General features: G+C 69.0%; 23 protein-coding genes, 1 pseudogene and 1 riboswitch. Of the genes and pseudogenes, 12 read left to right on the forward strand and 12 right to left on the reverse strand.

The window, feature by feature from the left end:
- The first annotated feature begins 90 nt into the window (after nt 1–90).
- Both SNAS_RS06950 and map read left to right on the forward strand, forming a co-directional pair.
- Nucleotides 91–693, forward strand: a complete 603-nt coding sequence (locus SNAS_RS06950) for a pyridoxamine 5'-phosphate oxidase family protein (protein WP_013016689.1) — start codon at nt 91–93, stop codon at nt 691–693.
- 41 nt (nt 694–734) lie between these two features.
- Nucleotides 735–1,631 carry a type I methionyl aminopeptidase gene (gene map / locus SNAS_RS06955; protein ID WP_013016690.1) on the forward strand — a complete coding sequence of 299 codons (897 nt, stop codon included), beginning with the start codon at nt 735–737 and terminating at the stop codon, nt 1,629–1,631.
- A 73-nt stretch (nt 1,632–1,704) separates the two neighbouring features.
- Here the strand turns inward: map and SNAS_RS06960 are convergent, their stop codons facing one another.
- The 5 genes from SNAS_RS06960 to SNAS_RS06980 form a co-directional block, all read right to left on the reverse strand.
- Nucleotides 1,705–4,485, reverse strand: coding sequence for an FtsX-like permease family protein (locus tag SNAS_RS06960; RefSeq protein WP_013016691.1), 2,781 nt, complete (start codon nt 4,483–4,485; stop codon nt 1,705–1,707).
- Complete coding sequence (locus SNAS_RS06965; protein ID WP_013016692.1) at nt 4,482–5,198, reverse strand: ABC transporter ATP-binding protein; 717 nt, start codon at nt 5,196–5,198, stop codon at nt 4,482–4,484. Before SNAS_RS06965 ends, SNAS_RS06960 begins: the two co-directional genes overlap by 4 nt.
- On the reverse strand, nt 5,195–5,779 hold the full coding sequence (locus SNAS_RS06970) for a PadR family transcriptional regulator (RefSeq protein WP_013016693.1): 585 nt from the start codon (nt 5,777–5,779) through the stop codon (nt 5,195–5,197). The genes SNAS_RS06965 and SNAS_RS06970 overlap by 4 nt, the downstream gene beginning before the upstream one ends.
- 124 nt (nt 5,780–5,903) lie before the next feature.
- Nucleotides 5,904–6,341, reverse strand: a complete 438-nt coding sequence (locus SNAS_RS06975) for a ferritin-like domain-containing protein (RefSeq protein ID WP_013016694.1) — start codon at nt 6,339–6,341, stop codon at nt 5,904–5,906.
- On the reverse strand, nt 6,341–6,796 hold the full coding sequence (locus tag SNAS_RS06980) for a hypothetical protein (protein ID WP_041624606.1): 456 nt from the start codon (nt 6,794–6,796) through the stop codon (nt 6,341–6,343). Before SNAS_RS06980 ends, SNAS_RS06975 begins: the two co-directional genes overlap by 1 nt.
- Nucleotides 6,797–6,915: 119 nt before the next feature.
- Here SNAS_RS06980 and rimP point away from each other — a divergent pair, with 119 nt between their 5' ends.
- The 7 genes from rimP (at nt 6,916) to SNAS_RS07010 (ending at nt 13,357) form a co-directional block, all read left to right on the forward strand.
- Nucleotides 6,916–7,404 carry a ribosome maturation factor RimP gene (gene rimP, locus SNAS_RS06985; protein ID WP_013016696.1) on the forward strand — a complete coding sequence of 163 codons (489 nt, stop codon included), beginning with the start codon at nt 6,916–6,918 and terminating at the stop codon, nt 7,402–7,404.
- 3 nt (nt 7,405–7,407) lie between these two features.
- A complete protein-coding gene (nusA, locus tag SNAS_RS06990) occupies nt 7,408–8,451 on the forward strand; it encodes a transcription termination factor NusA (RefSeq protein ID WP_013016697.1) in 1,044 nt (347 codons plus the stop codon).
- A 14-nt stretch (nt 8,452–8,465) separates the two neighbouring features.
- Nucleotides 8,466–8,738 carry a YlxR family protein gene (locus tag SNAS_RS33775; RefSeq protein ID WP_083787042.1) on the forward strand — a complete coding sequence of 91 codons (273 nt, stop codon included), beginning with the start codon at nt 8,466–8,468 and terminating at the stop codon, nt 8,736–8,738.
- A gap of 162 nt (nt 8,739–8,900) precedes the next feature.
- Nucleotides 8,901–11,855, forward strand: coding sequence for a translation initiation factor IF-2 (gene infB, locus SNAS_RS06995; protein ID WP_041625741.1), 2,955 nt, complete (start codon nt 8,901–8,903; stop codon nt 11,853–11,855).
- A 55-nt stretch (nt 11,856–11,910) separates the two neighbouring features.
- Complete coding sequence (locus SNAS_RS07000; protein ID WP_013016699.1) at nt 11,911–12,246, forward strand: hypothetical protein; 336 nt, start codon at nt 11,911–11,913, stop codon at nt 12,244–12,246.
- Nucleotides 12,243–12,632, forward strand: a complete 390-nt coding sequence (locus SNAS_RS07005) for a hypothetical protein (RefSeq protein ID WP_013016700.1) — start codon at nt 12,243–12,245, stop codon at nt 12,630–12,632. Before SNAS_RS07000 ends, SNAS_RS07005 begins: the two co-directional genes overlap by 4 nt.
- On the forward strand, nt 12,629–13,357 hold the full coding sequence (locus SNAS_RS07010) for a hypothetical protein (protein ID WP_013016701.1): 729 nt from the start codon (nt 12,629–12,631) through the stop codon (nt 13,355–13,357). The genes SNAS_RS07005 and SNAS_RS07010 overlap by 4 nt, the downstream gene beginning before the upstream one ends.
- Here SNAS_RS07010 and orn read toward each other — a convergent pair.
- On the reverse strand, nt 13,354–13,944 hold the full coding sequence (orn, locus tag SNAS_RS07015) for an oligoribonuclease (protein WP_083787043.1): 591 nt from the start codon (nt 13,942–13,944) through the stop codon (nt 13,354–13,356). The genes SNAS_RS07010 and orn overlap by 4 nt on opposite strands.
- A 410-nt stretch (nt 13,945–14,354) precedes the next feature.
- Here orn and SNAS_RS07020 point away from each other — a divergent pair, with 410 nt between their 5' ends.
- A complete protein-coding gene (locus SNAS_RS07020; protein ID WP_013016703.1) occupies nt 14,355–15,347 on the forward strand; it encodes a sigma-70 family RNA polymerase sigma factor in 993 nt (330 codons plus the stop codon).
- A gap of 51 nt (nt 15,348–15,398) precedes the next feature.
- Here the strand turns inward: SNAS_RS07020 and SNAS_RS32490 are convergent, their stop codons facing one another.
- Nucleotides 15,399–16,304: a C40 family peptidase gene (locus SNAS_RS32490; RefSeq protein ID WP_013016704.1), complete on the reverse strand. Its 906-nt coding sequence runs from the start codon at nt 16,302–16,304 to the stop codon at nt 15,399–15,401.
- A gap of 6 nt (nt 16,305–16,310) precedes the next feature.
- A riboswitch (cyclic di-AMP (ydaO/yuaA leader) is annotated at nt 16,311–16,463 on the reverse strand.
- A gap of 156 nt (nt 16,464–16,619) precedes the next feature.
- Here SNAS_RS32490 and mscL point away from each other — a divergent pair.
- Nucleotides 16,620–17,000, forward strand: coding sequence for a large conductance mechanosensitive channel protein MscL (gene mscL / locus SNAS_RS07030; RefSeq protein ID WP_013016705.1), 381 nt, complete (start codon nt 16,620–16,622; stop codon nt 16,998–17,000).
- On the opposite strand, the gene SNAS_RS07035 is transcribed toward mscL, so the two are convergent.
- The 3 genes and pseudogenes from SNAS_RS07035 to SNAS_RS37485 form a co-directional block, all read right to left on the reverse strand.
- The gene (locus SNAS_RS07035; protein WP_013016706.1) at nt 16,997–17,803 is read right to left on the reverse strand and encodes a spermidine synthase; all 807 of its coding nucleotides are present in this window, start codon (nt 17,801–17,803) and stop codon (nt 16,997–16,999) included. The two genes, mscL and SNAS_RS07035, sit on opposite strands and share 4 nt — an antisense overlap.
- A gap of 11 nt (nt 17,804–17,814) precedes the next feature.
- Nucleotides 17,815–18,447: a MerR family transcriptional regulator gene (locus tag SNAS_RS07040; RefSeq protein ID WP_013016707.1), complete on the reverse strand. Its 633-nt coding sequence runs from the start codon at nt 18,445–18,447 to the stop codon at nt 17,815–17,817.
- 1,107 nt (nt 18,448–19,554) lie between these two features.
- Nucleotides 19,555–20,934: pseudogene (locus tag SNAS_RS37485) on the reverse strand (MFS transporter); the annotation flags it as partial.
- A 131-nt stretch (nt 20,935–21,065) separates the two neighbouring features.
- Between SNAS_RS37485 and SNAS_RS07050 the strand changes: the two are divergent.
- Entirely contained in the window at nt 21,066–21,356 is a 291-nt protein-coding gene (locus SNAS_RS07050) for an ArsR/SmtB family transcription factor (RefSeq protein WP_013016709.1), read from the forward strand.
- Here SNAS_RS07050 and SNAS_RS07055 read toward each other — a convergent pair.
- Together SNAS_RS07055 and SNAS_RS07060 are read right to left on the reverse strand one after the other, a co-directional pair.
- Nucleotides 21,353–21,988 (reverse strand): SWIM zinc finger family protein, encoded by a 636-nt coding sequence (locus SNAS_RS07055; RefSeq protein WP_013016710.1) that lies wholly within the window; start codon nt 21,986–21,988, stop codon nt 21,353–21,355. The genes SNAS_RS07050 and SNAS_RS07055 overlap by 4 nt on opposite strands.
- Nucleotides 21,985–23,850 carry a DEAD/DEAH box helicase gene (locus SNAS_RS07060; protein WP_013016711.1) on the reverse strand — a complete coding sequence of 622 codons (1,866 nt, stop codon included), beginning with the start codon at nt 23,848–23,850 and terminating at the stop codon, nt 21,985–21,987. Before SNAS_RS07060 ends, SNAS_RS07055 begins: the two co-directional genes overlap by 4 nt.
- Nucleotides 23,851–23,923: the final 73 nt, after the last annotated feature.

The raw sequence follows: 23,923 nt of genomic DNA on the forward strand, positions 1-23,923 counted from the left end.
TTCCCGTGGGCGCAAGCGATTTGTCCGGGCAAACACGTTGTGGCACATAACATCTTGATCTCACACTAGCCGTCGATGAGGATGGTGGCCATGGGACACGTCTATGAGGAGATAAACGAGCGGCTGGCCGCGTTCATCGACGAGCAGCCGATGTTCTTCGTGGGCACCGCTCCCAGCGGCGACTCCGGCCACGTCAACGTCTCGCCCAAGGGCATGGCGGGCACCTTCAAGATCCTCGGACCGCACCGGGTCGCCTACCTCGACTGGGGCGGCAGCGGCGTCGAGGGCACCGCCCACATGCGCCAGAACGGCCGGGTGTGCGTGATGTTCTGCTCCTTCGGACGCAGCCCCAAGATCCTGCGGCTGCACGGCACCGGCACCCCGGTGCTGCGCGGCGAGCCCCGGTTCGCCGAACTGCTGGCCCGTTTCGACGCCGCGCCGGACGTCCACGGGGTGCGCGGCGTCATCGAGGTGGACGTGACCCGGGTGTCGGACTCCTGCGGCTACGGCGTCCCGTACATGGAGCTCAAGGGCGACCGGACCATGCTCGTCGACGTCAACGAACGCCGCAGCGACGCCGACATCGCCAAACGACGGCTGGAGACCAACACGCTCAGCCTCGACGGCCTGCCGGGCGTGGCGGGCACCGCCGCCGAGGCCCGTTACCGCCGCAAGCTGGAGGCCGACCACTAGGTGCCGCCGCGGTATGGACGGCGGCGGATAAGCTCGATTCCATGACTGTTCGCGCTGCCCTGAAACCGGGTGTCCAAACTCCGCGTCGCGAGGTACCGGCGCACATCGTCAAGCCCGAGTACGTCGGCAAACCCAAACCGCAGCCGTTCACCGGCTCGCACGTCAAGGACGCCGACACCATCGAGCGGATGCGCATCGCGGGCAGGCTGGCGGCCGATTCGCTGGTCGAGGTCGGCAAGCAGATCAAGCCGGGCGTCACCACCGACGAGCTGGACAAGTTCGTGCACGAGTACCTGTGCGACCACGGCGCCTACCCGTCCACCCTGGGCTACAAGGGCTTCTGGAAGTCCTGCTGCACCTCGCTCAACGAGGTGATCTGCCACGGCATCCCCGACTCGACCGTCGTCGAGGACGGCGACATCGTCAACGTCGACATCACCGCCTACATCAACGGCGTGCACGGCGACAACAACGCCACCTTCCTGGTCGGCGACGTCGACGAAGAGGTCCGCACCCTTGTGGAGCGGACCTACGAGGCGACGATGCGCGGCATCAAGGCCGTCGCGCCCGGGCGTGAGATCAATGTGATCGGACGCGTCATCGAGGCCTACGCCAAGCGTTTCGACTACGGCGTCGTGCGTGACTTCACCGGCCACGGCATCGGCGAGTCGTTCCACTCCGGACTCCACATTCTGCACTACGACAACCCCAAGCAGAAGACCATCATGGAGCCCGGCATGACCTTCACGATCGAGCCGATGATCAACCTGGGCACCTACCGGCACGACATGTGGGCCGACGGCTGGACGGCCGTCACCAAGGACCGCAAGTGGTCGGCCCAGTTCGAGCACATGATCGTGGTGACCGAGACCGGCCACGAGATCCTCACCATGCCGACCTCGGGCCCCTCGGCGGGCACTCCCGAGAAGTACCGCTAGCCAACCCGAACGTGAAGAAAGCCCCGCGCCGCGGCTGACCCCTCGCGACGCGGGGCTTTCGCTTGTTTCCGTGTCATTCCCGTCGTTCGCTGGGCAGCCGGGATCGGGTCAGCAGTCCGGCGCCGAGCATCGCGATGGCCGGTACGGCCACCAGCGCGATCAGGATGTGGTTCCAGGGTGGCATCGGGGAGAACAGGTGCTCGCGCGGGTAGACGTCGTCGAGCTGCGCGTTGAGCGCCGACATCACCACCCAGCAGGCACCGACCCCGGCGGCCACGCCCAGGACGGTGCCCAGGATCGAGATGACCCCGGCCTGGCACAGGCTGAGTTTGCGGCGGATCGACGGGGAGGCCCCGATCGCCCCCAGGGTGGTCAGGTCGGCGCGGGCCTCGGCGGCGGTCAGCGCGGTGGCCACGGCGGTGGCCGCCAGCGCCAGCGCCGAGCTGAGGATCGCCAGCAGCGTCAGGATCAGCCGCATCATCTGCGGCGGGGCGGGTTCCTTGACGACGTTGGCCAGCACCAGCGGTTGCCCGTCCTCGGCCGAGGAGCCCGCGGTCTCGCCGTTGATGCCCTTGTCGGACAGCGCCTGGATGAACGCCTCCTCCTCGGCGACGGTCGGCATCCGGTCGGTGGCGCCGAAGACCTCCATGGTGTCGCCCTCGATCAGGTTCAGCTTTTTGGCCGCCTGCGGGCTGACCAGCAGCTGCTCCCGGTTGTGGCTGCCGGTGTCGAGGGCGTGGGCGGGCAGGTCCATCGCGTCGACGGGCTTGACCTCGCGGCCGCCGTTGAGGCGGCGCAGTTCGACGGTGGCCTTGCCGTCCTGGACGAGGTCGGGGTCGTTGACGACGACGCCCCCGGCCTCGAGGACCTCGGTGGCCGCGGCGACGTCGGCGGGGTCGGCCCCGGTCAGCGCACCCACCTGTCCGCCGTCGACGACGAAGGTCCCGTAGGTCAACAGCGAACTGACCGCGCCGTCGGCCCGCGCCTTGCAGTTGGGGTTCGCGGCGGCCTCGGCCTGCTTGGCCTCGGGCAGGACGGTGCCGTCACTGACGTCGAACGGGCAGGTCTTGTGCTTCGGGTAGGTGACCTTGACCTGGCAGAAGTCGGCGAGCTTGTCGGCTCGGCAGGTCATGGACGGCAACTGGTGCACCTGGGTGACCGGCAGGTGCTCGCGCATCGCCGCGGCGGTGTCGTTGGCGGCCTGTTCCAGCGCCTTGCGGGCCTTGTCCGTCCCCTTGGGATGGTCGGGGTCGTCGTAGGAGACCTGGACGTCGGCGGTGACCGAACCGATGGGAGCGATGCGTCCGGCGCCGTCGGTGACCCGCTCGGTGTCGCCGACCAGGAACATCGTCGCCGCCACGCCCGCGGCCACCACCGCCATGATCGCCGAGATCGCCGGGGCGGCGGAGGAGCGGTTGCGGCCGGCGTCGCGCAGCGCCAGCCGCGGCGACAGCGGCAGGTGGCGGCCCAGTCGCGAGATCAGGCCCACCAGCGCCGGGGTGCACAGCACCAGCCCCAACTCGGCGATGACGACCCCGGCGGGCAGCAGCGCGCCCAGCGTCTCCACCCCGACCAGCGCGCACACCACACCCGCGCCCACCAGGCTCAGCCCGGTGATCAGCCAGAGTTTGCGGGACCGGGTGTCGCCGCGTCGCCCGGACAGTGCCGCCACGACGCTCTGCCGGGCCACGGTGAAGGCGGGCACCAGCGCCGCCAGCAGTCCGGTGAGGATCGCCAGCAGCGCGGCCGGGATCGTCAGGGCGGGCCAGAACCGCAGCCCCGCCATCCGGGCGCCGACGATGTCCTCGGCGAACGGTGTGACCGCGAAGGTGGTGGCCACCCCCAGCGCGATGCCGATGACGGCGGCCAGGCCGCCCAGCAGGATCCCGGCGGCCAGCACGGTGTGCCGCACCTGTCCCGGGGTGGCGCCGTTGGCCGACAGCAGCCCGAACTCGCGGGTGCGGCGTTTGGCGCTGATGGCGAAGGCCGGACCGGCCAGCAGCACCACCTCCAGGCCGATCATGACGATGAGGAAACCGATCATGATCAGCGTCTGGGTCCGGGGCTCGGGTTCGACGGTGAACTGCGGTGGCGGCGCGGGCGGGTCGGCGGCCACGGCGTGCGAGTACACGGCCATGCCGTCGGCGTTGTACTCGCGCACCTGGTCCCAGCCGATGTCGCCGGGGGTGTCGGCGAGCCAGCGTTCGTGGTTGCCGTCGACGGTGCCCGGCGGGGCGACGGCGAACTCGACGTCGATGGCGGCCGGGTCCTCCACGATCCCCACTACCGGGAAGCGTCCGGCCGGTTCCCGCAGCCGCATCGTGTCGCCGATGTCGAGGCCGAGGTGGTCGGCCGCCGCCCGCGACAGCGCCACCTGGTTCTTGCCGGGCGCCCTACCGTCCACGACGGACAGGATTCCTTCGGTCAGCTTGTCCCGCAACGGGATGCCCCGGAACACGAGCTTCGTCTGCCCGGACGGGGTCTGCGCGGTGACGTCGCGTTCGGTGATCTGGACCAGGCGGCTGCCCTCGGGCAGTTTCGCCAGGATCTCGGCCTTGGAGTGTTCGGCGGTCTTGGCGTCGCCGCCGTCGGGTTTGACCCCGGCCTCGCGTTCGGTGGGGGCCTGCACGATCGGCGAGTCGTACTCCCAGTCCACGATGGCGTCGGCCTCGCCCATGTCCCGGGTGGCCTTCTCGGTCGGGGTCGGCTCGAAGCTGTCGAGCAGGCTCGCCCCCACGGTGACGGCGAAGACCGGCAGCGCCAGCAGAACCACCACGAGCACCGAGCGTCCCAGCGTGTGGCGGGCGTCCCGGCGCGCGATGCGAAATGCCACCCGCAGGGACGACAGGCTCACGTGGTGCCCTCCAGCAGCGAATCGACGCTGGGCAGCGGTCCGGCGGCGTCCACGACCCGCCCGTCGCGCAGGAAGACCACCCGGTCGGCCCAGGCGGCGTGCCGGGCGTCGTGGGTGACGAGCACCCCGCCGGCGCCGGAGTCGCAGCGGGCGCGCAGCAGCCGCAGCACCGACTCCCCGGTACGGGAGTCCAGCGCGCCGGTGGGTTCGTCGGCCAGGACGAGGCGCCGCTCGCCCACCACGGCGCGCGCTATCGCGACCCGCTGCTGTTGACCGCCCGACATGTCGTCGGGAAACCGTTCCGCCAGGTCACCCACCCCGACGTCGGCGAGCGACCCGGCCGCGGCCGCGCGGGCCTTGCGTACCGGGACGCCGTCCAGTTCCAGGGGCAGCGCGACGTTCTCGATCGCGGTGAGACTGGGAACCAGGTTGAAGTTCTGGAAGACGTAGCCGATGGACCGTCGGCGCAGTCGTGACAGGGCCCGCTTGGGCAGCGAGGCCAGTGGGGTGTCGTCGACGCTGACCTCGCCGGAGGTGGGCATGTCGAGGCCTCCGGCGATATTCAGCAAAGTGGACTTTCCCGACCCTGACGGTCCCATGACGGCGACCAGTTCTCCGGGGCCCACGCTCATGTCCACGCCGCGCAGGGCACGCACGGCGGTTTCTCCTCGACCATGAGTGCGGTGTACACCGGACAGGGTCAGCAACGTCACGGCCGGGATGCCTCCCGATGCTCGGTGACCACGCCGTCGACGACCGGCGCGTCGTGGGTCGGGGCCTTGACCGTCTCGCGCACCAGGCTGGCCTCGCAGTGGTCAAGCCACCGGGTCTCGGCCTCGGCACGGAAGATCATGGAGTCAAGGATGAGGGTCCAGGCCGTGTCGTGTTCACCGGCCTGCTTCTTCAGCTGTGTGTACTCCTGCAGTGACCGGATCGTGGCCACCCTCTGCGTCTGTACCACCGCCGGAACGTCGACTCCCGGGGTCGTCAGCGCCAGGGCCAGCTTGATGGCCAGCTCGTCGCGGGGACGGTCGGTGCTGGCGACCGGGGTCGAGAACCACACCGCCAGCGCTGCCCGGCCGGTGTCGGTGATGGCATAGGGGCGCTGCCCCTGCGAGTTCTCCGGCAGCGCGCGCACCAGGTGGTCGCGTTCGAGCCTGGTGAGGGTCGTGTAGACCTGCCCGATGTTCAGCGGCCAGGTGGCGCCGGTCGACTCCTCAAAGGAGGAACGGAGTTGGTACCCGTACGCGGGGCCACGTTCCAGGAGGGCGAGTAGCCCGTGTTTGATGCTCAACGCTTCACCTCTGTATGTCTGAATTCGCCGTCTTCATAGAATGCGACAAATTGCCTACTCGGTAGGTTCGCATTCGCGAGACCACTGGTGACACCGGCCAAACGGTTGAATTCTGGAAGCGCCGTCAACCTGGGAAACATAACGGCCGTCCCGGAAACGCGGTCGTGGACGGCGATTCGCCCAACGCGCGTTTCCAGCGGGCCATCGTCACCGCGCTGGAGGAGTAGGCCTTGGCGGCGGCCTTGCGGTCGCCACCGGTGGTATCGGCGAGCACGCTGCGCCACATGCTGGTGGTCCGCAGCTCGATCTCGGACAGCAGCGCCTTGGCGCTCTTCTCGTCGGTGACCTCGCCGGGCAGCTGGTACGCGGCCTCCTCGGCCGGTGGCTCGTCCCCGGCCTTGGTCATGCGCACCATGATGTCGTCACGGCGGTCGCGGTGGACCTTCTCGTTGGACTGGGCGGCCTCCAGGGCCTTGCCGGTCAGCTGCGCCCCGGCCAGCGAATAGGCGTAGACGGCCTCGTACTCGGTCCGCAGGCCCAGTTTCAGTCCCTTATCCGCCATCACAACACCTTAAGTACATCGTGGTGCGTTGCGCGGCAGGCCGCGATCTCGCCGAGCAGAACGGCGAATTCGTCCGGGGCCCCGGCGCAGGCCTCCACGGCCGCCTTCGACGCCTTCGACTCGGCCTGCCGCAGCGAATCCAGCGACCCGTCGCCGGCTTCCGCCGGTTCGCCGTCTTCGTCGCCCAGAATCCTCGCCAGCGCCTTGGCGTGCTCGGAATGGTTGTCCCGCAGGACTTCCAGCGTCTTACCCAGTTGCGGATGGTCCTTCGCGGCGGCCTCGTAGGCGGCGGCCAGTTCGCGGGAGGTCTTCAGCACCGGCCGCAGCACCTTGCCGCTGTCCAGCGAGCCCGGTTCACCGGATACGGCGGTGCAGGCCGAGGTGGACAGGACGGCGGCCAGCCCGGCCAGCAGAAATTCGCGCCTGCGGTAACCGCAGGACCCGTTGACAGACACGGCATAAGTGTGACAGGCCCTCACGGACCGACGCGGCGTGCCGGTGGGCGCGGCCCTGCGCCGTCCGGCGGTTTCGGCTACGCTCGCGGGCGAGAAACTCATTCAAATAGGGGGTGCGCGTGGCCGACGTGACACGGAAGCGGATCTTGGCGGTACTGGAACCCGTGCTCGCCGAAGCCGGTTACGACCTTGAGGAACTCAAGGTGTCGCAGGCGGGACGGCGCACCCTGGTACGGGTGCTTGTGGACCGGGACGCGGGCGTCGACCTCGACGCGATCGCCTCGGTCTCGCGTGTGCTCTCCAAGGCGCTGGACAAATCCGAGGCCGATGATGGTCCCTTTGCGACGAACTCCTACACTTTGGAGGTTTCGTCGCCGGGGGTCGATCGTCCGTTGACACTGCCGAGGCACTGGCGCCGCAACGTCGGCCGACTGGTGAGCGTCCGGCTGTCCGATGCCACTGTCACCGCCCGTATCCACGCCGCCGACGACGAGAATGTCGAGCTGGAACTGTCCGATGGCACCCGCAGGGTGGCGTACGGTGATCTTGGTCCCGGGCGAGTGCAGCTGGAGTTCTCCCGATCGGCGAGCAAAGAAAGACAGGAGTAGGCGGTGCATATCGATCTGGTGGCTCTGCGGTCCCTGGAACACGAGCGAGACATCCCGTTCCACACGATCATCGATGCCATTGAAAGCGCCCTGTTGACCGCCTACCGGCACACACCGGACGCGCAGTCCCACGCGCGCGTGGAGGTCAACCGTGAGACCGGCACCGTCACGGTGCGGGCCCGGGAGGTCGACGCCGAGGGCAACGTCGTCCGGGAATGGGACGACACCCCCGACGACTTCGGGCGCATCGCGGCCATGACCGCCAAGCAGGTGATCATGCAGCGGCTGCGCGAGGCCACCGACGACGTCAACTTCGGCGAGTTCGCCAGCCTGGAGGGCGATGTCGTCACCGGCGTGATCCAGGCCCACGAGGGTGCCTCCGAGAAGGGCACCGTCATGGTCGACCTCGGCAAGATCGAGGCGATGCTGCCGCACGTCGAGCAGGTCCCCGGCGAGAACTACTCGCACGGGCGGCGGTTGCGGGCGGCGGTCGTGCAGGTCTCGCGGGGCCCGCGCGGCCCGCAGATCACGGTGTCGCGCTCGCACCCCAACCTGGTGAAGAAGCTGTTCGCCGCCGAGGTCCCCGAGATCGCCGACGGCCTGGTGGAGATCGCCGCGGTGGCCCGCGAGGCCGGGCACCGCACCAAGATCGCGGTGCGCGCCACCGTCGCCGACCTCAACGCCAAGGGCGCCTGCATCGGCCCGATGGGCTCGCGGGTGCGCGCGGTGATGAGCGAACTGGACGGCGAGAAGATCGACATCATCGACTACTCCGAGGACCCGGCCACCTTCGTCGGCAACGCCCTGTCGCCGTCCAAAGTGGTCAGCGTCGAGGTGCTGGACCCGGACGACAAGGTCGCGCGGGTCGTCGTGCCCGACTTCCAGCTGTCGCTGGCGATCGGCCGCGAGGGCCAGAACGCCCGGCTGGCGGCCCGGCTGACCGGCTGGCGCATCGACATCAAGTCCGACGCCGCACCGGATCCGTCGAAAGTGTCACCTGAGTCACCACCCGAAACCGAGGTGGGAGCGGGCGGCTCCGGCGCGTAGAGGTAGTATTTCCAATGGTCCGTCGCGCAGACGTTATTCGCACGTGTGTGGGTTGCCGAAATCGCGCGTCGGCCAGCGAGTTGTTGCGTGTCGTCGCCAATCCCGAAACTCCCGCTACGGGGGTCCGGCTGGTGCCCGACCCCGCACGGAAGCTGCCCGGCCGGGGAGCACACGTTCATCCGGCCCCGGAGTGCCTCGAACAGGCAAGACGGCGGCGTGCTTTCAAGCGGGCGCTTCGACTGTCATCCGAACCGGATCTGACGGCCGTGGCGGACTTTTTGGCGTAACTCGCTCGACAACGACTCGACACATCGATGGCGGACGACTCGTTCCGCCCGCGACAGCAAGGTAGGTAGACCGGACATGAGCACACGATGAAGTCGTCAAAATGACCAGGCATCAAGTGCGAAATTGAGGTCGGCGGGCCCGCGCCCGCACGACCTTGAATGATGAGGAGTGCAGTGGCAGCAGGCAAGGCCCGCGTACACGAGCTTGCGAAAGAGCTCGGCGTGACAAGTAAGATCGTGCTCGGCAAGCTCAGTGACATGGGCGAATTCGTCAAATCGGCGTCGAGCACGGTGGAGGCCCCCGTGGCCCGGCGATTGCGACAGGAGTTCGCCAACGCCGCGGCCGCCCAGGACGTCAAACCCGACAAACCCGCCAAGAAGGCGGCGGCGGAACCGGTGGAGGCCAAGGCCGCCCCCGAGACCAAGTCGCCGTCGGCGGCCAAACCCGGCCCCCGCCCCAAGGCGCCGGTTCCGGGTGGTCCCGCCAAGAAGGCGGCGAAGAAGGCCACCCCCAAGAAGAAGCCGACTCCGGCCCCCGCGGCACCCGAGACCGTGGACGTGGCCAAACCGGCCAGCGCCCACGACATCGAGGTCGCCGCGACCCAGGCCCGGGCCGAAGCGCTGATGAAGCAGCAGGAGGCCGCGGCCAAGGCCGCCCAGGACGCGCAGAAGCGTCGCGAGTCCGGTCAGGACGAGGGCGGCGCCGACGCCGAGGTCACCGACCGCAAGCCCGGCCCGCGTCCGGGTCCCGGCCCCAAGCCGGGACCGAAGCCGGGACCACGTCCCGGCGGCAACAACCCGTTCGGCATCACGCCCGGCCCCAAGGCCCGCCCCGGCGGTGCCAAGCCCGGCAAGCCGGGACCGCGTCCCGGTGGCGGCGGAGGCGGCGAGCGGGGCGGTGACCGTCCCGGCGGCCCGCGTCCCAGCCCGTCCAACATGCCGCCGAGGCCCAGCCCCTCGATGATGCCGTCCAACCGCCCCGGTGGTGGTGGCGGCGCTGGAGGCGGCGGCGGCCGAGGCGGACGCGGCCGTGGTCGCGGTGCCGGTGGTGGCGCTGGCGGCGGCGGTGGCAACTACCGCGGCGGTCCGGCCGGACCCGGTGGCGCTCCCGGTGGAGCTCCCGCCGGTGGCGGCGGTTTCCGTGGCGGCGGTCGTCCCGGTGGCGGCGCGCGCAGCCGTGGCGGCAGCGCGGCGGGTGCCTTCGGGCGTCCCGGAGGTCGTCCGGCGCGGGGTCGCAAGTCCAAGCGGCAGCGCAGAGCCGAGTTCGACAACCTCTCGGCCCCGACCATGGGTTCGGGTGCGCCGCGCGGTAACGGTCAGACGATCCGGCTGCCCCGGGGTGCGTCCCTCGCGGACTTCGCCGACAAGATCAACGCCATCCCCGGTTCGCTGGTGCAGGAACTGTTCGGGCTCGGCGAGATGGTGACCGCGACCCAGTCGGTCTCCGAAGAGACGATGCAGCTGCTCGGGGAACACCTGAACTTCGACATCCAGCTCGTCAGTCCCGAGGAAGAGGACCGCGAGCTGCTGGCGCAGTTCGGCATCGACCTGGAGGACGACACCGATCAGGGCGACGCGATCGCGCGGCCGCCGGTGGTGACCGTCATGGGTCACGTCGACCACGGTAAGACGAAACTGCTGGACGCGATCCGCAAGACGAACAAGATCGACACCGAGGCCGGTGGCATCACCCAGCACATCGGCGCCTACCAGGCCCACGTCGAGCACGAGGGCAAGGACCGGGCGATCACGTTCATCGACACCCCGGGCCACGAGGCGTTCACCGCCATGCGTGCCCGTGGTGCCAACGTCACCGACATCGTCGTCCTGGTCGTCGCGGCCGACGACGGCGTGATGCCGCAGACGATCGAGGCCCTCAACCACGCCAAGGCCGCCGAGGCCCCGGTCGTGGTGGCGGTCAACAAGATCGACAAGGAGGGGGCCAACCCCGACAAGGTGCGGCAGCAGCTGACCGAATACGGACTGGTCGCCGAGGAATACGGCGGCGAGACCATGTTCGTGGACGTGGCGGCCAAGCCCGGTATCGGCATCGAGCAGCTGCTGGAGGCGATCCTGCTGACCGCGGACGCCTCGCTGGAGCTGACCGCCCCGGTCGACGGCCACGCGCAGGGCATCGCCATCGAGGCGCACCTGGACAAGGGCCGCGGCCCGGTGTCCAGCGTCCTGGTCCAGAAGGGAACGCTGCGGGTCGGCGACTCGATCGTCGCCGGTGGCGCCTTCGGCCGCGTCCGCGCGATGCTCGACGAGTTCGGCAAGCGGGTCAAGGAGGCCACGCCCTCGCGTCCGGTGCAGGTGCAGGGTCTGACCTCGGTGCCCGGCGCCGGGGACACGTTCCTGGCCGCCGACGACGACCGCACCGTCCGGCAGATCGCCGAGCAGCGTCAGGCCCGTCGCCGGGCCGCGATGCAGGCCAGCCGGGTCGGCCGGGCCACCCTCGAGACGCTCATGGAGCGGATCGCGGAGGGTCAGAAGACGACCCTGTCGCTCATCATCAAGGGTGACGGTTCCGGTTCGGTGGAGGCCCTGGAGGACGCTCTGGTCAACCTGGACATTCCCGAGGAGGTCCAACTGCGGATCATCCACCGGGGTGTCGGTGCGATCACCGAGAACGACGTCAACCTGGCGTCCGCCTCCTCGGACTCGACGGCCACGATCATCGGGTTCAACGTCCGCGCGGAGGGCCGGGTCAAGGAGATGGCCGCCCGCGAGAACGTCGACATCCGGTACTACACGGTCATCTACCAGGCGATCGAGGAGATCGAGGCGGCCCTGAAGGGCATGCTGAAGCCGGAGTACGAGCAGGTCGACCTGGGTTCGGCGGAGATCCGCGAGGTCTACCGTTCCTCCCGGTTCGGCAACATCGCCGGTTCGATCGTCCGCGACGGGCTCATCAAGCGCAACGCCAAGGCACGGCTGCTGCGCGACGGTGCCGTGGTGGCCGACAACCTGGAGATCTCGTCGCTGCGGCGGTTCAAGGACGACGCCACCGAGGTCCGCGAGGGCTACGAGTGCGGTATCACCTTGAAGAACTACAACGACATCAACGTCGGAGACGTCATCGAGACCTGGGAGATGCGCGAGAAGAAGCGCGACTGACCCAGGAGTACTGACGAGGGCCGGGCTCATTTCGAGCCCGGCCCTTCGTTATTCGTTGCTCGCCGACGACTCGCGGGCCGCGCAGTCCAAGATGGAACCGTTGCCGGATCCACTGTACGACGTGTCGGACAACGCGGGCAAGAGCAAGGCCATTCTGGAGCAGCTGGCCGAGGCCCTGAAGCGCAGGTACCTGACCCGGACCGGAAAGCTCCTCGACACCGAAGCCAAGCTCACGAAGCTCGGAAAGGTCGCCGGTCCCGTCACCTCCGCGATCGGCGGTGGTGCGGCGGGCTACGAGCAGTGGGAGAAGGACTCGGATCTGGGCACCGCCGAGCGGGCCACCCCGGCGACGGTTTCACCCTGCCGCTGCCGTCCGTGTGGCGGCGGATGATCAACCCGCGACCCGGTGTCGCGCTGGTGGCGGTGGAGCCGTCCGGCGAGCTCTACTTCAGCGCCAACATCGTGGTCACCACCGACGCACTGCCCACCGCGACGGAGCTCGAACGGTGGCAGGACGACAGCGACGGCGAGCTGGAACTGAGGCTCCCCGACTACGTGCTCCTCGACCGCGAGACGACCGCCGACGGTCGGGTGCGGCGACTGGCGCACTACGAGCAGCCCGACTGCGGACCGGTCACCATGGAGCAGTGGGCGTGGCTATACGACGGGATCGGCTACACGATCACCGCCTCGGTCGCCACCCCCGCCTACGATGGTCTCGCCGACGTCTTCGCGCGCGTCGCCGAGGGCTTCACACCGGGAGAGGTGCGGGCATGACGATGCGATTCGACACCGAGACGGGCGTGCTGCGCCTGGACCAGGCCAGCTTCGACAGCCTGGTGACCTGGTACGGCGACGGCATGCCGGACGGGCCCGACCTGGCCGAGCTGCACGAGGCGGGGGCCAGCACCGCCGGGCACCCGCACCCGGACGTCGCGAACGGACTGGAGGCGGTGACCGGCTACCGCAGTCGGCTGCGCCTGGACTGCGTCGACCACACCGGCGAGGAGCTCACCGGCGACGGCTGGGCGGGTCTCGCCGACGCGGCGCTGCTGCTGGATTCCGAGGAAGGGCTGCGCGACTTCCTCGCGCTGCGGCCGGAGCTGATCCCGGTCATGGTGGCGCGGATCGTGCACCTGGGCCCGCGCCCACGCGTCGACGCCGAGGCCGTCCGGTTGCCCCGGGACGTCTTCGAGGGCCTGCTGGGCGCTACCGAGCCGGAACGGGCAGCCGCCGCCGAGCGATGCGGCGGCGAACCCACCAACGTCATCGGTGCCCTTGTGGATGGACCCTGGCTGTACTGGACGGTCACGTCGAGCTGGTACACGCCCGAGGGCGAGCCCGCCTCCCGCGCGGTACGGGTCGTCGACACCGTCGCGGGACTGTGGTCGATCCACATGGACGGCATGAGCGTGTCCATGACGCCGACGAACGCCACGGCGATCTGGCGGGGGCTGTCGGGGCTGATCCCGGCCGAGACCGAGGAACCCGAAGCGGCCTAGAGACCCTCGGCGATCGCGGTGGCCTCGTCGACGTCGGGGCCCGGCTGCGGCACGAACACGGCGCGCCGGTAGTACTCCAGCTCCCGGATGCTCTCCTTGATGTCGGCCAGCGCCCGGTGCGCCATGCACTTGGGCGGCTGGGCGAAGTACACCCTCGGGTACCAGCGCCGGGTCAGCTCCTTGACCGAGGAGACGTCGATCATCCGGTAGTGCAGGTGGTTGTTGAGGGCGGGCATGTCGCGGGCCAGGAAGCCGCGGTCGGTGGCGATGGAGTTGCCGCACAGCGGCGCCGTCCCCGGCTGCGGCACGTGGCCGCGCACGTACTCCAGCACCCGCTTCTCCGCCTCGGCGACGGTCGTGGTCGCGGCGGCCACCTCCTGGGTCAGCCCGGAGGAGCCGTGCATCTCCTTGACGACGTCCACCATCCCGTCCAGGACGGACTGTTCGGTGTGGATGACGATGTCGAGCCCCTCGTCCAGCACCCTCAGTTCGGCATCGGTGACGAGCACCGCGATCTCGATCAGCGCGTCCCGCTGAAGATCCAGCCCGGTCATTTCACAGTCGATCCACACCAAACGTTCACTCACACGCCTCACCCTACGGAAAGCGAGATAGGGTGGTGAGTCGAGGCGCGCGACCGTTACCCATTCCTCCAGCGACGGTTGCCGACAGTGACCCCCGCGTGCGTGGGTACGTGATTGACGCCCTATTGATATCGCCTCTCAACCTTTCACCGGTATGACGCGTGTACCTCTATGTAGAAAGGGTCCGCAACGCAGCGGGCCCACCCGAGTTCGTGATCTCGGTCGCAGTGACTGTCATATCCACCCCCGTGACCCGTCTCAATGACGGAACGGCACAAAATCGGGAGTTGATCCCGGCTCCGGGTTGGTATTGATAAGTAATGCGACACCAATCGCGGAATCAACGCGCCGGTTCGGCTGTTATGTCAGTCGAACCGCCGGTGCGGTGGGGGACGAGAAGGCTGGAGGAGACCTTGAGCGTAGAAACAACGACTGCGATTCGCACTGATGAGGTCGCTGAGGAACGTGACCTGGTCGGCGTGTACCTGCACGAGATTTCGAAGACGCCGCTGCTTGACGCCGCGGCCGAAGTCGATCTCGCCAAGGCCGTCGAGGCAGGCCTGTACGCACAGCGGCTCATCGGTGACGACCAGCAGCCCGAAGGGGTGACCGAGGCCGAGCTGGGGCGGCTGGTACTCGACGGGCAAAAAGCCAAGGAACAGTTCATCAAGGCCAACCTCCGGTTGGTCGTTTCGATCGCGCGACGTTACGTCCGCAGCGGCATGCCGATGCTGGACCTGATCCAGGAGGGCAACACCGGCCTGGTCAGGGCCGTGGAGAAGTTCGACTACCAGCGTGGTTTCAAGTTCTCCACCTATGCGACCTGGTGGATCCGCCAGGCCATCAGCCGCGCCATCGCCCAGCAGGAACGTACCGTCCGACTGCCCGTGCACCTGGTCGAGGACGTCAACCGGATGCGCAACACCGCCCGCCAGCTCACCAGGGAACTGGGCGCCGACCCCGAGCCCGAGCAGATCGCCAACGCGCTCGGCGTCACCGTGGAACGTGTCAACGAGCTGATCCGCTGGTCCCAGGACACCGTCTCCCTCGACACCCCCATCGGTGACGACGGCGACACCAACCTCGGTGACCTGGTGGCCGACTCCGACGAACCCACCCCGGAAGACGTGGTCATCGCCGGTATGGAGCGGGAGCGCATCGACATGATGCTCGGACACCTGGACGAGCGCTCGGCGGGCATCGTCAAGGCTCGCTACGGGCTCGAGGACGGCCGGGAGCACTCGCTGACAGAGGTGGCCCACCGCTTCGCCCTGTCACGTGAGCGCATCCGGCAGCTGGAGATCCAGGCGCTGGCCCGGTTGAAGGAACTGGCCGGGGATGGCGGTTTCGCCAACGAGAGCCGCCTGGGAGCGGCAGCTTTAATCCACCGTAGAAAACACGCCTGAAGCCGAACCCGGCCCCTCCGCATCGGAGGGGCCGGGTTTTTTCGGGTCAGGCTACGACGGGGTGGTGTAGCCGTCGATCGGCATCATGTCGATCGGGGAGTACTTGACGGTCTCGCCCTCCTGCGGGGCGTGGATGACCTTGCCGCCGCCGACGTACATCGCGACGTGGCCCTGCGAGTTGTAGAACACCAGGTCGCCGGGGCTCAGGTCGGCGCGGTCGATGTGGGTCATGTTGTCCCACTGCGCGTAGGTGTCGCGGCCGATGCTCTTGCCAGCGGCCGACCACGCGGCCTGGGTCAGGCTGGAGCAGTCCCAGGTGTCGGGGCCGGTGGACCCGAACACGTAGGCGTCGCCCAGCTGGGCCTTGGCGAAGGCCACCGCGCCGGCGCCGTCGGACGACACCGAGGGGGAGTCGTCGCCGGACTTGCCGGAACCGGACTCGGAGGCGGCCTCGGCGAGCTTGTTCTTCAGCTTGTCGCGCTTGTCGGTGAGGTCGTCGACCTTGTCCTCCAGGTCGTCGATGTCGCCGGACAGCCGCTTGGTCTGCTCGGCGGCCTCGGCGCGGTCGCCGACGGCCTCGGCCAGTTCGGCGGTCTGAGAGCTGCCGTAACCGGACAGGACGCTGAGCCGGTCGATGGGGGAGGTGGCGTCGTCGACGGCCGCCACGGCTTCCGTGACGGCCTCGGGGGCCTCGTCCAGTTTCGCCTGGGCGGTCCTGGCCTCGCCCTTGACGTCGGAGCGGCGTTCCTTCAGGTCGGCCAGATCCGATTTGGCGTCCTTGAGTTCGGACGAGACGGTCTTGAGTTTGTCCTCCAGGCTCGGCTTGGCCGCGGCCTGGTCGGGGAGTGCGACGGCGATGGCGATGACCGCTGCGGTCAGGCCGGTGCCGACGAGGGAACGGATGAGTTTCCGGGAGGAGGGGGAATCGCCGTTGGATTCCGGGTATACGGCGGGCATGCAGGCCTTTCTTCCGATGACCGCCTACCGGGTTAGCTGACGGGTTCGGGCGGGAAGATCGCCCTACCGTGCGTGAGCACGGATTCACCCCGGGGCCCTGTTCAGGAATACCCAATTGGGTCCCCGGCTCGCCTTGCGGCGACTCGGCGGTACTCGCGCGAGTGGTGCCCATGGTGGACACTCGGGGTGCTCGGCGAGCGCGCCTGAAACTACGTGGGGAAACGTCGGCTGCCAATGGTTGCGGGGAATATCCCACAACCCATAGCGGGCAAGTCCGACACTTGTTCACTGGCGCAACGTGAGAAAGTGGTCGCCATGTTCAAAGGTTTCCGAGATTTCCTGTTGCGCGGCAACGTCGTCGACCTGGCCGTGGCGGTCGTCATGGGTGCCGCCATGACCGCCCTGGTGGGGGCGTTCACCGCGGCCTTCCTGGATCCGTTGATAAAACTGGTGACCGGCGGTCAGGACGTCGGCGGCAAGTTCTACGTCAACGGGGTGGCGTTCGATTACGGAGCGTTCATCACCGCTGTCATCACCTTCGCGTTGACGGCGGCCGTCATCTACTTCTTCGTCGTGGTCCCGGTACGCAAGGCGGTGGAGCGGTTGAAGCGCGCCGAGGACGCGGCGACTCCGGCCGAGGCCGAGGAGATCGCGCTGCTGCGCGAGATCCGCGACGAGTTGCGGTCCCGTCGCTAACCGTTGCCGAACAGTCCGTCGGGCGGTGGCGGCGACGGGGTCGCGGTGGCGTCCGTTGTGGCCGGTGTCCCCAGGTGGTAGTTGAGGTATTCCTTGCCGTGCAACACCCGGTACGGGAAGTTCGCGCCCGCGGCGCGGCGCCGGATCCCCGGGATCGGCAGCTTCGTGTTGCTGCCGAACAGGAGCACGTTGCCGAACCGGCGTCCATTCAGGATTCCGGGTTCCAGCAGGACCGCCCGGTCGTCGAAGACCTCGGCGACCGCGGCGGCCACTCCCCGGCTGAACACGGGGTTCTTGCCGTCGCAGATGTTGGCCGCGAAGTGTCCTGAGGGGCGCAGCACCCGCGCCACCTCGCGCAGGAACTCCACTGTGGTCAAATGCGCGGGGACGTGTGCCCCGGAGAAGACGTCGACGATGATGATGTCGTAGCAGTCGCCGGGTGCGGCCCGCAGCTGGTCGCGGGCGTCGCCGATGCGGATCTTCACCTTGACGCCCTTGGGAAGCGGCGCCTGGGCGCGCACCTTCGCGACGAGGTCGGGGTCGATGTCCACGGCCTGCTGGTAGGAACCCGGCCGGGTCGCGGCCACGTAGCGGGCCAGCGCCAGGCCACCGGCACCCAGGTGCAGCACCCGCAGCGGCTGCCGGGGCGGCGCCGCCTCGTCCACGAGGCTGGACAGGTGCTTGGTGTAGTCGTCGACGAGATGCGTCGGGTCATCCATGTCGATGCTCGACTGCACCGTGCGGCCGACGCACACCGACAGGATGCCGGGGTCGTGTTCGCTGGGGGCGACGAAACTGTCCATTCAGGCTCGATTCAGCTGGCGGCGAGGGTCTTCTTGGAGGCGCTCTCGTGGACGATGACACGCATCGCGTTGAACACCGCACCGCCGATAAAGGTACCCACGACCGCGGCCTCCACCACCGCGTCGATGTCGCCGCGTTCGGCGACCCAGGCGACCTCCCGGGTGGCCATCGTGTTGGCGTGCTGGGCGTAGAGCTCGACCATCGACTCGACGTCGTGCTGTTGCAGCCGGTACATCACCGCCAGCGCCGACACCAGCGCCTCCACGTTCTTGGAGTCGGACCCCACCAGCCAGCCGTGCCGTTCGATGAGGTCGGCGGCGGTGCGGCGGGCGGTCTCGGTGTACTCCGACTCCTCTTCGGCGGTGCGGGCCGGCAGCGTCGCCGCGAAGGCCGAGCCCAGCGCCTCGTGCAGGTCGGCGCCCTGGGCGTCCACGGACTCCAGCACCTCCTTGACCGCGGCGACCGACAGCCCGCCCACCTCGATGAGCGCCCGGATCAGCCGGAGCCGGTGCACGTGACTGTCGCCGTAGTCGGCCTGGTTGGGCGCGGTGCGCTCGCCCGGCGGCAGCAGTCCCGCCCGCAGGTAGTACTTGATGCTGGGCACCGGTACCCCCGACGTGCGGCTCAGTTCGGCGACGCGCATTGGCCCTCCTCGTTTCCGGTCGCTGTTCGGTCAGCATAACGCTATCGGATAGCGAAACTATCCAAAAAGTGGTCCATCGGACTTGCGGAACCCGAACCGATCATGGATAGTTGGACTATGGATAACGGAAAGCGACACTATCTAAGTTACGCGATGAAACTGCACCGGCCACTGATGCTGCTCACCGCCCTGATGGCGGTCACCACCCTGGTCTCACTGATCGGTCTGGTCGTCGACGACCGGCTCATCACCGGCGCCCCCGCCTGGATGAAACCGCTGAAGTTCTCACTGTCGATCCTGTTCTACGCCGTCACGCTCGCCGTGATGGGTTCCCTGGTACGCAAGGGAAAGCGCGTCGTGTGGTGGATGGGGACCGTCGCGGCGGTGTGCGCCACCCTCGAGATGGTCGCCATCATCGGCCAGGTGGTGCGCGACCGGGCGAGCCACTTCAACATCGCCACCGCCCTGGACGCCGCGATCTTCTCCCTCATGGGCACCACCATCGTGGTGCTGTGGATCGCCACCGCGGTCGCCACCGTGTGGCTGTGGCGGGCCGAGCTCGGCGACCGGGCGCTGACCTGGTCGATCCGACTGGGTCTGCTGCTGTCGTTGGCCGGTATGGCGCTGGCTTTCCTGATGACCCGGCCCAAGCCCGGCCAGCTCGGCGAGGACGCGCCCGACACCATCGGCGGGCACAGCGTCGGCGTCGTCGACGGCGGCCCCAGCCTGCCGCTGGTCGGCTGGAGCACCACCGGCGGCGACCTGCGGGTCGGGCACTTCATCGGACTGCACGCCCTGCAACTGTTGCCGCTGTTGGCCCTCGGCCTGGCCCGGCTGGGCCGCCGCCGTGGCGGGCGACTGGCCGCCGAGAAAGCCCGCACCCGGTTCGTCCTGGTCGCCTCCGGCGGCTACGCGGGACTGCTGGCGCTTGTCACCTGGCAGGCGCTGCGCGGCGAACCGCTGATCTACCCGGGCGCGGCCACCGTGGTGACGGGCCTCGGCCTCGCGGCCGTCGTCGGGCTCGGGTTCGGCTGGGCCCTGCGGACGCCCCGTCCGTCGGCCGTCGCCGAGCCGGAGCCCGAGAACCCGGTGTCGGTGCGGTAATCGCGATCGACGGGGGAGCGCGGCGGCCAGGCCGAGACCGATCACCATGGCCGCCGCGGCCACCAGGACCGCGACGAAGCCGCCGCGTTGCGCGCCGTCCACGGCACCCGCCACGGCCACCAGCGCGCCGATGCCGAGGGCGTTGCCGACGTTGAGGGTCGTGGTGGCGAGGCCGTTGGCGACTCCGGCCCGGGCGGGGTCGACGCCGGTGGAGGCCGCGGCGAACATCGCGGTCCACACGATGCCCTGGCCGAGGCCGGAGACCACCAGACCCGGTGCGGCGGCGAGGAACCCGGCGTCGGCGACGAACGCGACGGCCAGGGCCACGGTGCCCACGACGCCGATCCCGAAACCGGTCAGCAGCGCGGCGCGGGCTCCGAAACGGACGGTGAGACTCGCGCCGAGCTGGGTTCCGGCGAAGATGGCCGCCGAGGGCAGCAGGAACGCCAGTCCCGTCGCCAGCGCCGAGTAGTCGTACTTGGTGGCGAACAGGACGGTCGTCAGGAAGTAGGGCAGCGCGCCGAAGGTGCCCATGAAGACGAAGGTGATGGCCGCGGCGCCGCTGAGGTTTCGGTTGCGCAGCAACCGCAGTGGCAACAGCGGGTCGGCGGTGCGGGCCTCGGTCGCGACGAACGCGGCCAGCAGCGCGACGCCCAGCACGGCGGCGGCCAGCACCGACGGGGAGGTCCAGCCCGCTTCGGGGCCCTGCACGAGGGTGAAGACCAGCGCGGTCGAGCCGACGGTGGCCGTCAGCGCGCCGGGCAGGTCGAAGTTCCCGCTGGCGCGCGGGCCGTCGGCGGGGATGACCAATAGCGCGCCGAGGACGACGGCCGCCGCGAGCGGGACGTTCACGAAGAAGACGGCGGGCCAGCCGAACGCCTGGGTGAGGACGCCGCCGAGCAGCGCGCCGACGGTCAGGCCGCTGGCGCCGAAGCCGCCCCACACCGCGAGCGCCCGGGTGCGCGGGCGGCCCTCGGCGAACAGGTTGTTGATGATCGCGAGGGTCGAGGGGAGCAGCAGCGCGCCGCCGATGCCTTGCACCGCACGGGAAACGATGATGAGTCCGGGGTCGGTGGCCAGCCCGCCGGCCAGTGAGGCGGCCGCGTAGAGGCTCAGTGCGGTGACGAAGGTGCGGCGTCGGCCCAGCAGGTCGGCCAGCCTGCCGCCGAGCAGCAGGAAACCACCGGCGAAGACGGTGTAGGCGCTGACCACCCACTGCTGGGTCTGGCCGGGGAAGCCGAGTTCGGCGCCGATCTCGGGCAGCGCCACGAACACGATGTTGAGGTCGAGGGAGAAGATGAGCTGGGCGGTGGCCAGCAGGGCCAGGGCGGCGCCGAGCCGGATGCGGGGTGGCGCGGCGGGGCGTGCGAGCGCGGTGGTCATGGGGAACCTTTCATTGGTACGAGGATTTACGTACCAACGGACCGTACGAGAATATGCGTACGATCGCCAAGGAAACGTGGCCCAGCAGACAACCGTTCGTATATCTACGTACCGTTGGTTAGGCTTGCGCTATGGCTACCACCGAAGGCCCACCCCGCGACGCGATCGACATCGTCGACGTCATGGCCGCCCTGGGAAACCGGCGCCGCCTGGAGATCGTGGCGGCGCTGGCGGACGGACAGGAGCGCACCTGCGGCGTGCTGCGTGGCCAGACCCCGAAGTCGACGATGACCCACCACTGGCGGACGCTGCGCGACGCGGGCGTCATCTGGCAGCGCCCGCACGGGCGTGAGCACATGCTCCGGTTGCGTCGCGAGGACCTCGAGGCCCGGTTCCCCGGACTGCTCGACGCCGTCCTCTAGGGACGCAGCAGCGCGTCGAAACTCCCACGGCCGGTGTAGAAGTCCGCGACCGACAACGACGCGATCGGGACAGCGCCGTCGACCGAGACCGGCGGCAGGTCCTCGTGACCCGGCCCCGCCGACCGCAACGCGGTCAGCATGGTCTCGCGGTCGCGACCGCGCAGCACCCCCAGCAGGTATGGGTCGTCGTCGAAGTTGACCGCGAAGGCGTGCTGGAGCGCGATCACGTGGACGCACACCTTGGTCTTGTCCCGGCACGGGCAGCTGGTGTCGATCTCGTCGTCACCGGGGAACAGGGTCAGACCGTGTGGCTCCAGCTGCCGGTCGATGCCGGTGGGCAGCCGGTCGTCCAGCAGGTCGGCCAGGTTGCCCAGCCGGGAGGCCACGACGGTGTCGAAGGTGCGCCACTGCTCCTCGGTGAACGGCTCGACGCTGACGACCACGCCGAAGGACTTGCGCGGGGCGTCCACCCAGGCCGACAGTTCGCCGGTCTCGACGTTCATGAGGTCGACGGCGTCCTTGCTGGCCAGGGTGCGGCCGGTGGCCATCCGGCTGTCCGGATAGGTCAGTCCGAGCTGTTCGAGGGTGCGCAGCCAGCGCTTGCCCCACCAGGTGACTCCGAAACGGCTCATTCGGTCACCGCCACGTCGGACAGCTCGATCAGCTGCCGCAGCTGCTTGTCGTCCATGTTGGTGATCCAGTCCTCCCCGGTGCCGACGATCGACTCGGCCAGGGAACGCTTGCGCTCCAACAGGTCCGAGATGCGCTCCTCGAGCGTGCCGCCGGTGACGAGCTTGTAGACGGTTACGGGCTTGGTCTGTCCGATGCGGTGCGCCCGGTCGGTGGCCTGGTCCTCCACGGCCGGGTTCCACCACCGGTCGTAGTGCAGGACGTGGGTGGCGGCGGTGAGGTTGAGACCGGTGCCGCCCGCCTTGAGACTGACGATGAGGATGGGCGGCGGATCGTCGCCCGACTGGAACTCGGCCACCATCGCGTCCCGGCCGGGCTGCGAGACCCCGCCGTGCAGGAACGGCACTTTCTCCAGCCCCAGCTCGGCGGCCAGGTGCGTGGCCAACAGCTCGCCCATCACCCGGTACTGCGTGAACACCAGCGACTGGGCGCCCTCGGCGACGGCCTCGGCGAGCATCTCGGTGGCGCGGGCGAGCTTTCCGGAGCGACCGGTCAGCGGGTGCTCCTGACGCAGGAACTGCGCCGGATGGTTGCAGATCTGCTTGAGTTCGGTCAGCAGTTTGAGGACCCGGCCGTGCCGCTCGAAACCGGAACCCAGGCCGTCGTTCATGGCTCGCTCCACGGCGGCCGAATACAGTTTGGCCTGTTCGGACGTCAGCGTGCACGCGACAGTGGACTCCTGCTTGGCGGGCAGATCCGCGGCCACCTCGCTTTTGAGGCGGCGCAACAGGAACGGCTGCACGATGCCGCGCAGTCGTTCGGTGACGCGGGCGTCGGCGCGCGATTCGATCGGGCTGGCGAATCGTTTCTGGAACCGTGAATATGAGCCGAGAATGCCGGGATTCACGAAATCCATAATTGACCACAGTTCACCCAGCCGGTTTTCCACCGGGGTACCGGTCAATGCGACGCGAGCCTGGGCGGGCAGAATTCGGGCGGCTTTGGCGGTCTGGGATGCCTGATTCTTGATCTGCTGGGCCTCATCGAGAACAACCACATCCCAATCAAGTATGGACAAAAGGTCGATATCGCGCAGCAGGAGATTATAGCTGGTGACAACGACCGCACCATCGGGAAAACGGGCCACTTCGCGACGCGACGGTCCATGGTGGAGCACAACCGGGAGGTCCGGCGCGAACCGGGCGATCTCACGGGTCCAGTTGCCGACCACCGACGTGGGGCACACCACCAGATGTGGACGGTTGGAGGTCCGTTCCGCCAACAGCGCGATGGTCTGCAGCGTCTTGCCCAGACCCATGTCGTCGGCCAGCAGCGCGCCGCGGTGGTGGGCCGCGACGGCGCGCAGCCAGGCCAGCCCGCGCCGCTGGTAGGGACGCAGCGTGGCCTCCACCCGGGCGTCGGGGGCCAGCTCCTCCTGGGCGTCGCGCAGCTCCCGCGCGGTGTCCTTCTCGGACATATAGGTCGCCCGGGTGGCATGGGCGAAGGCGCTGACGAGGGTGTCGGCGGGCCACAGACTCGCCTCGTCCCGGCACAGGGCGTGGGCGGCGGCGGGCATCATCTCCGCCAGTTCGGCCAGCTTGCCCGGGTCCGGTTGCGACAGTGCCAGGATCGCGGCGGCCCGCCAGGCGCGCAGTGAGTCACTGGTGTGCTTGTCGACACGCAGCGCCGCCAGCGCGGGAGCGGCCTGCGTCAACGGGACCAGCCGCACCGGGAACCTGTCGACGGTGAAACCGTCACCGTCCTGTGTGGGGACCGCCAGTCGGAGTCTGCCGGGAGCGCCGTCGGGGAGTCCGTGTTTGCGGACGGCTTCGACGAGATCGGAGCCCCCGCCCCACCAAACCATCAATCCATGAGCCGGGGTATCGATATCCGGACGATAAGTCGCTTGCAGCTGGGCAGGCGGCAACTGAAGTCCC

The sequence above is a fragment of the Stackebrandtia nassauensis DSM 44728 genome (assembly GCF_000024545.1).
In the GTDB taxonomy this organism is placed as follows: Bacteria; Actinomycetota; Actinomycetes; order Mycobacteriales; family Micromonosporaceae; genus Stackebrandtia; species Stackebrandtia nassauensis.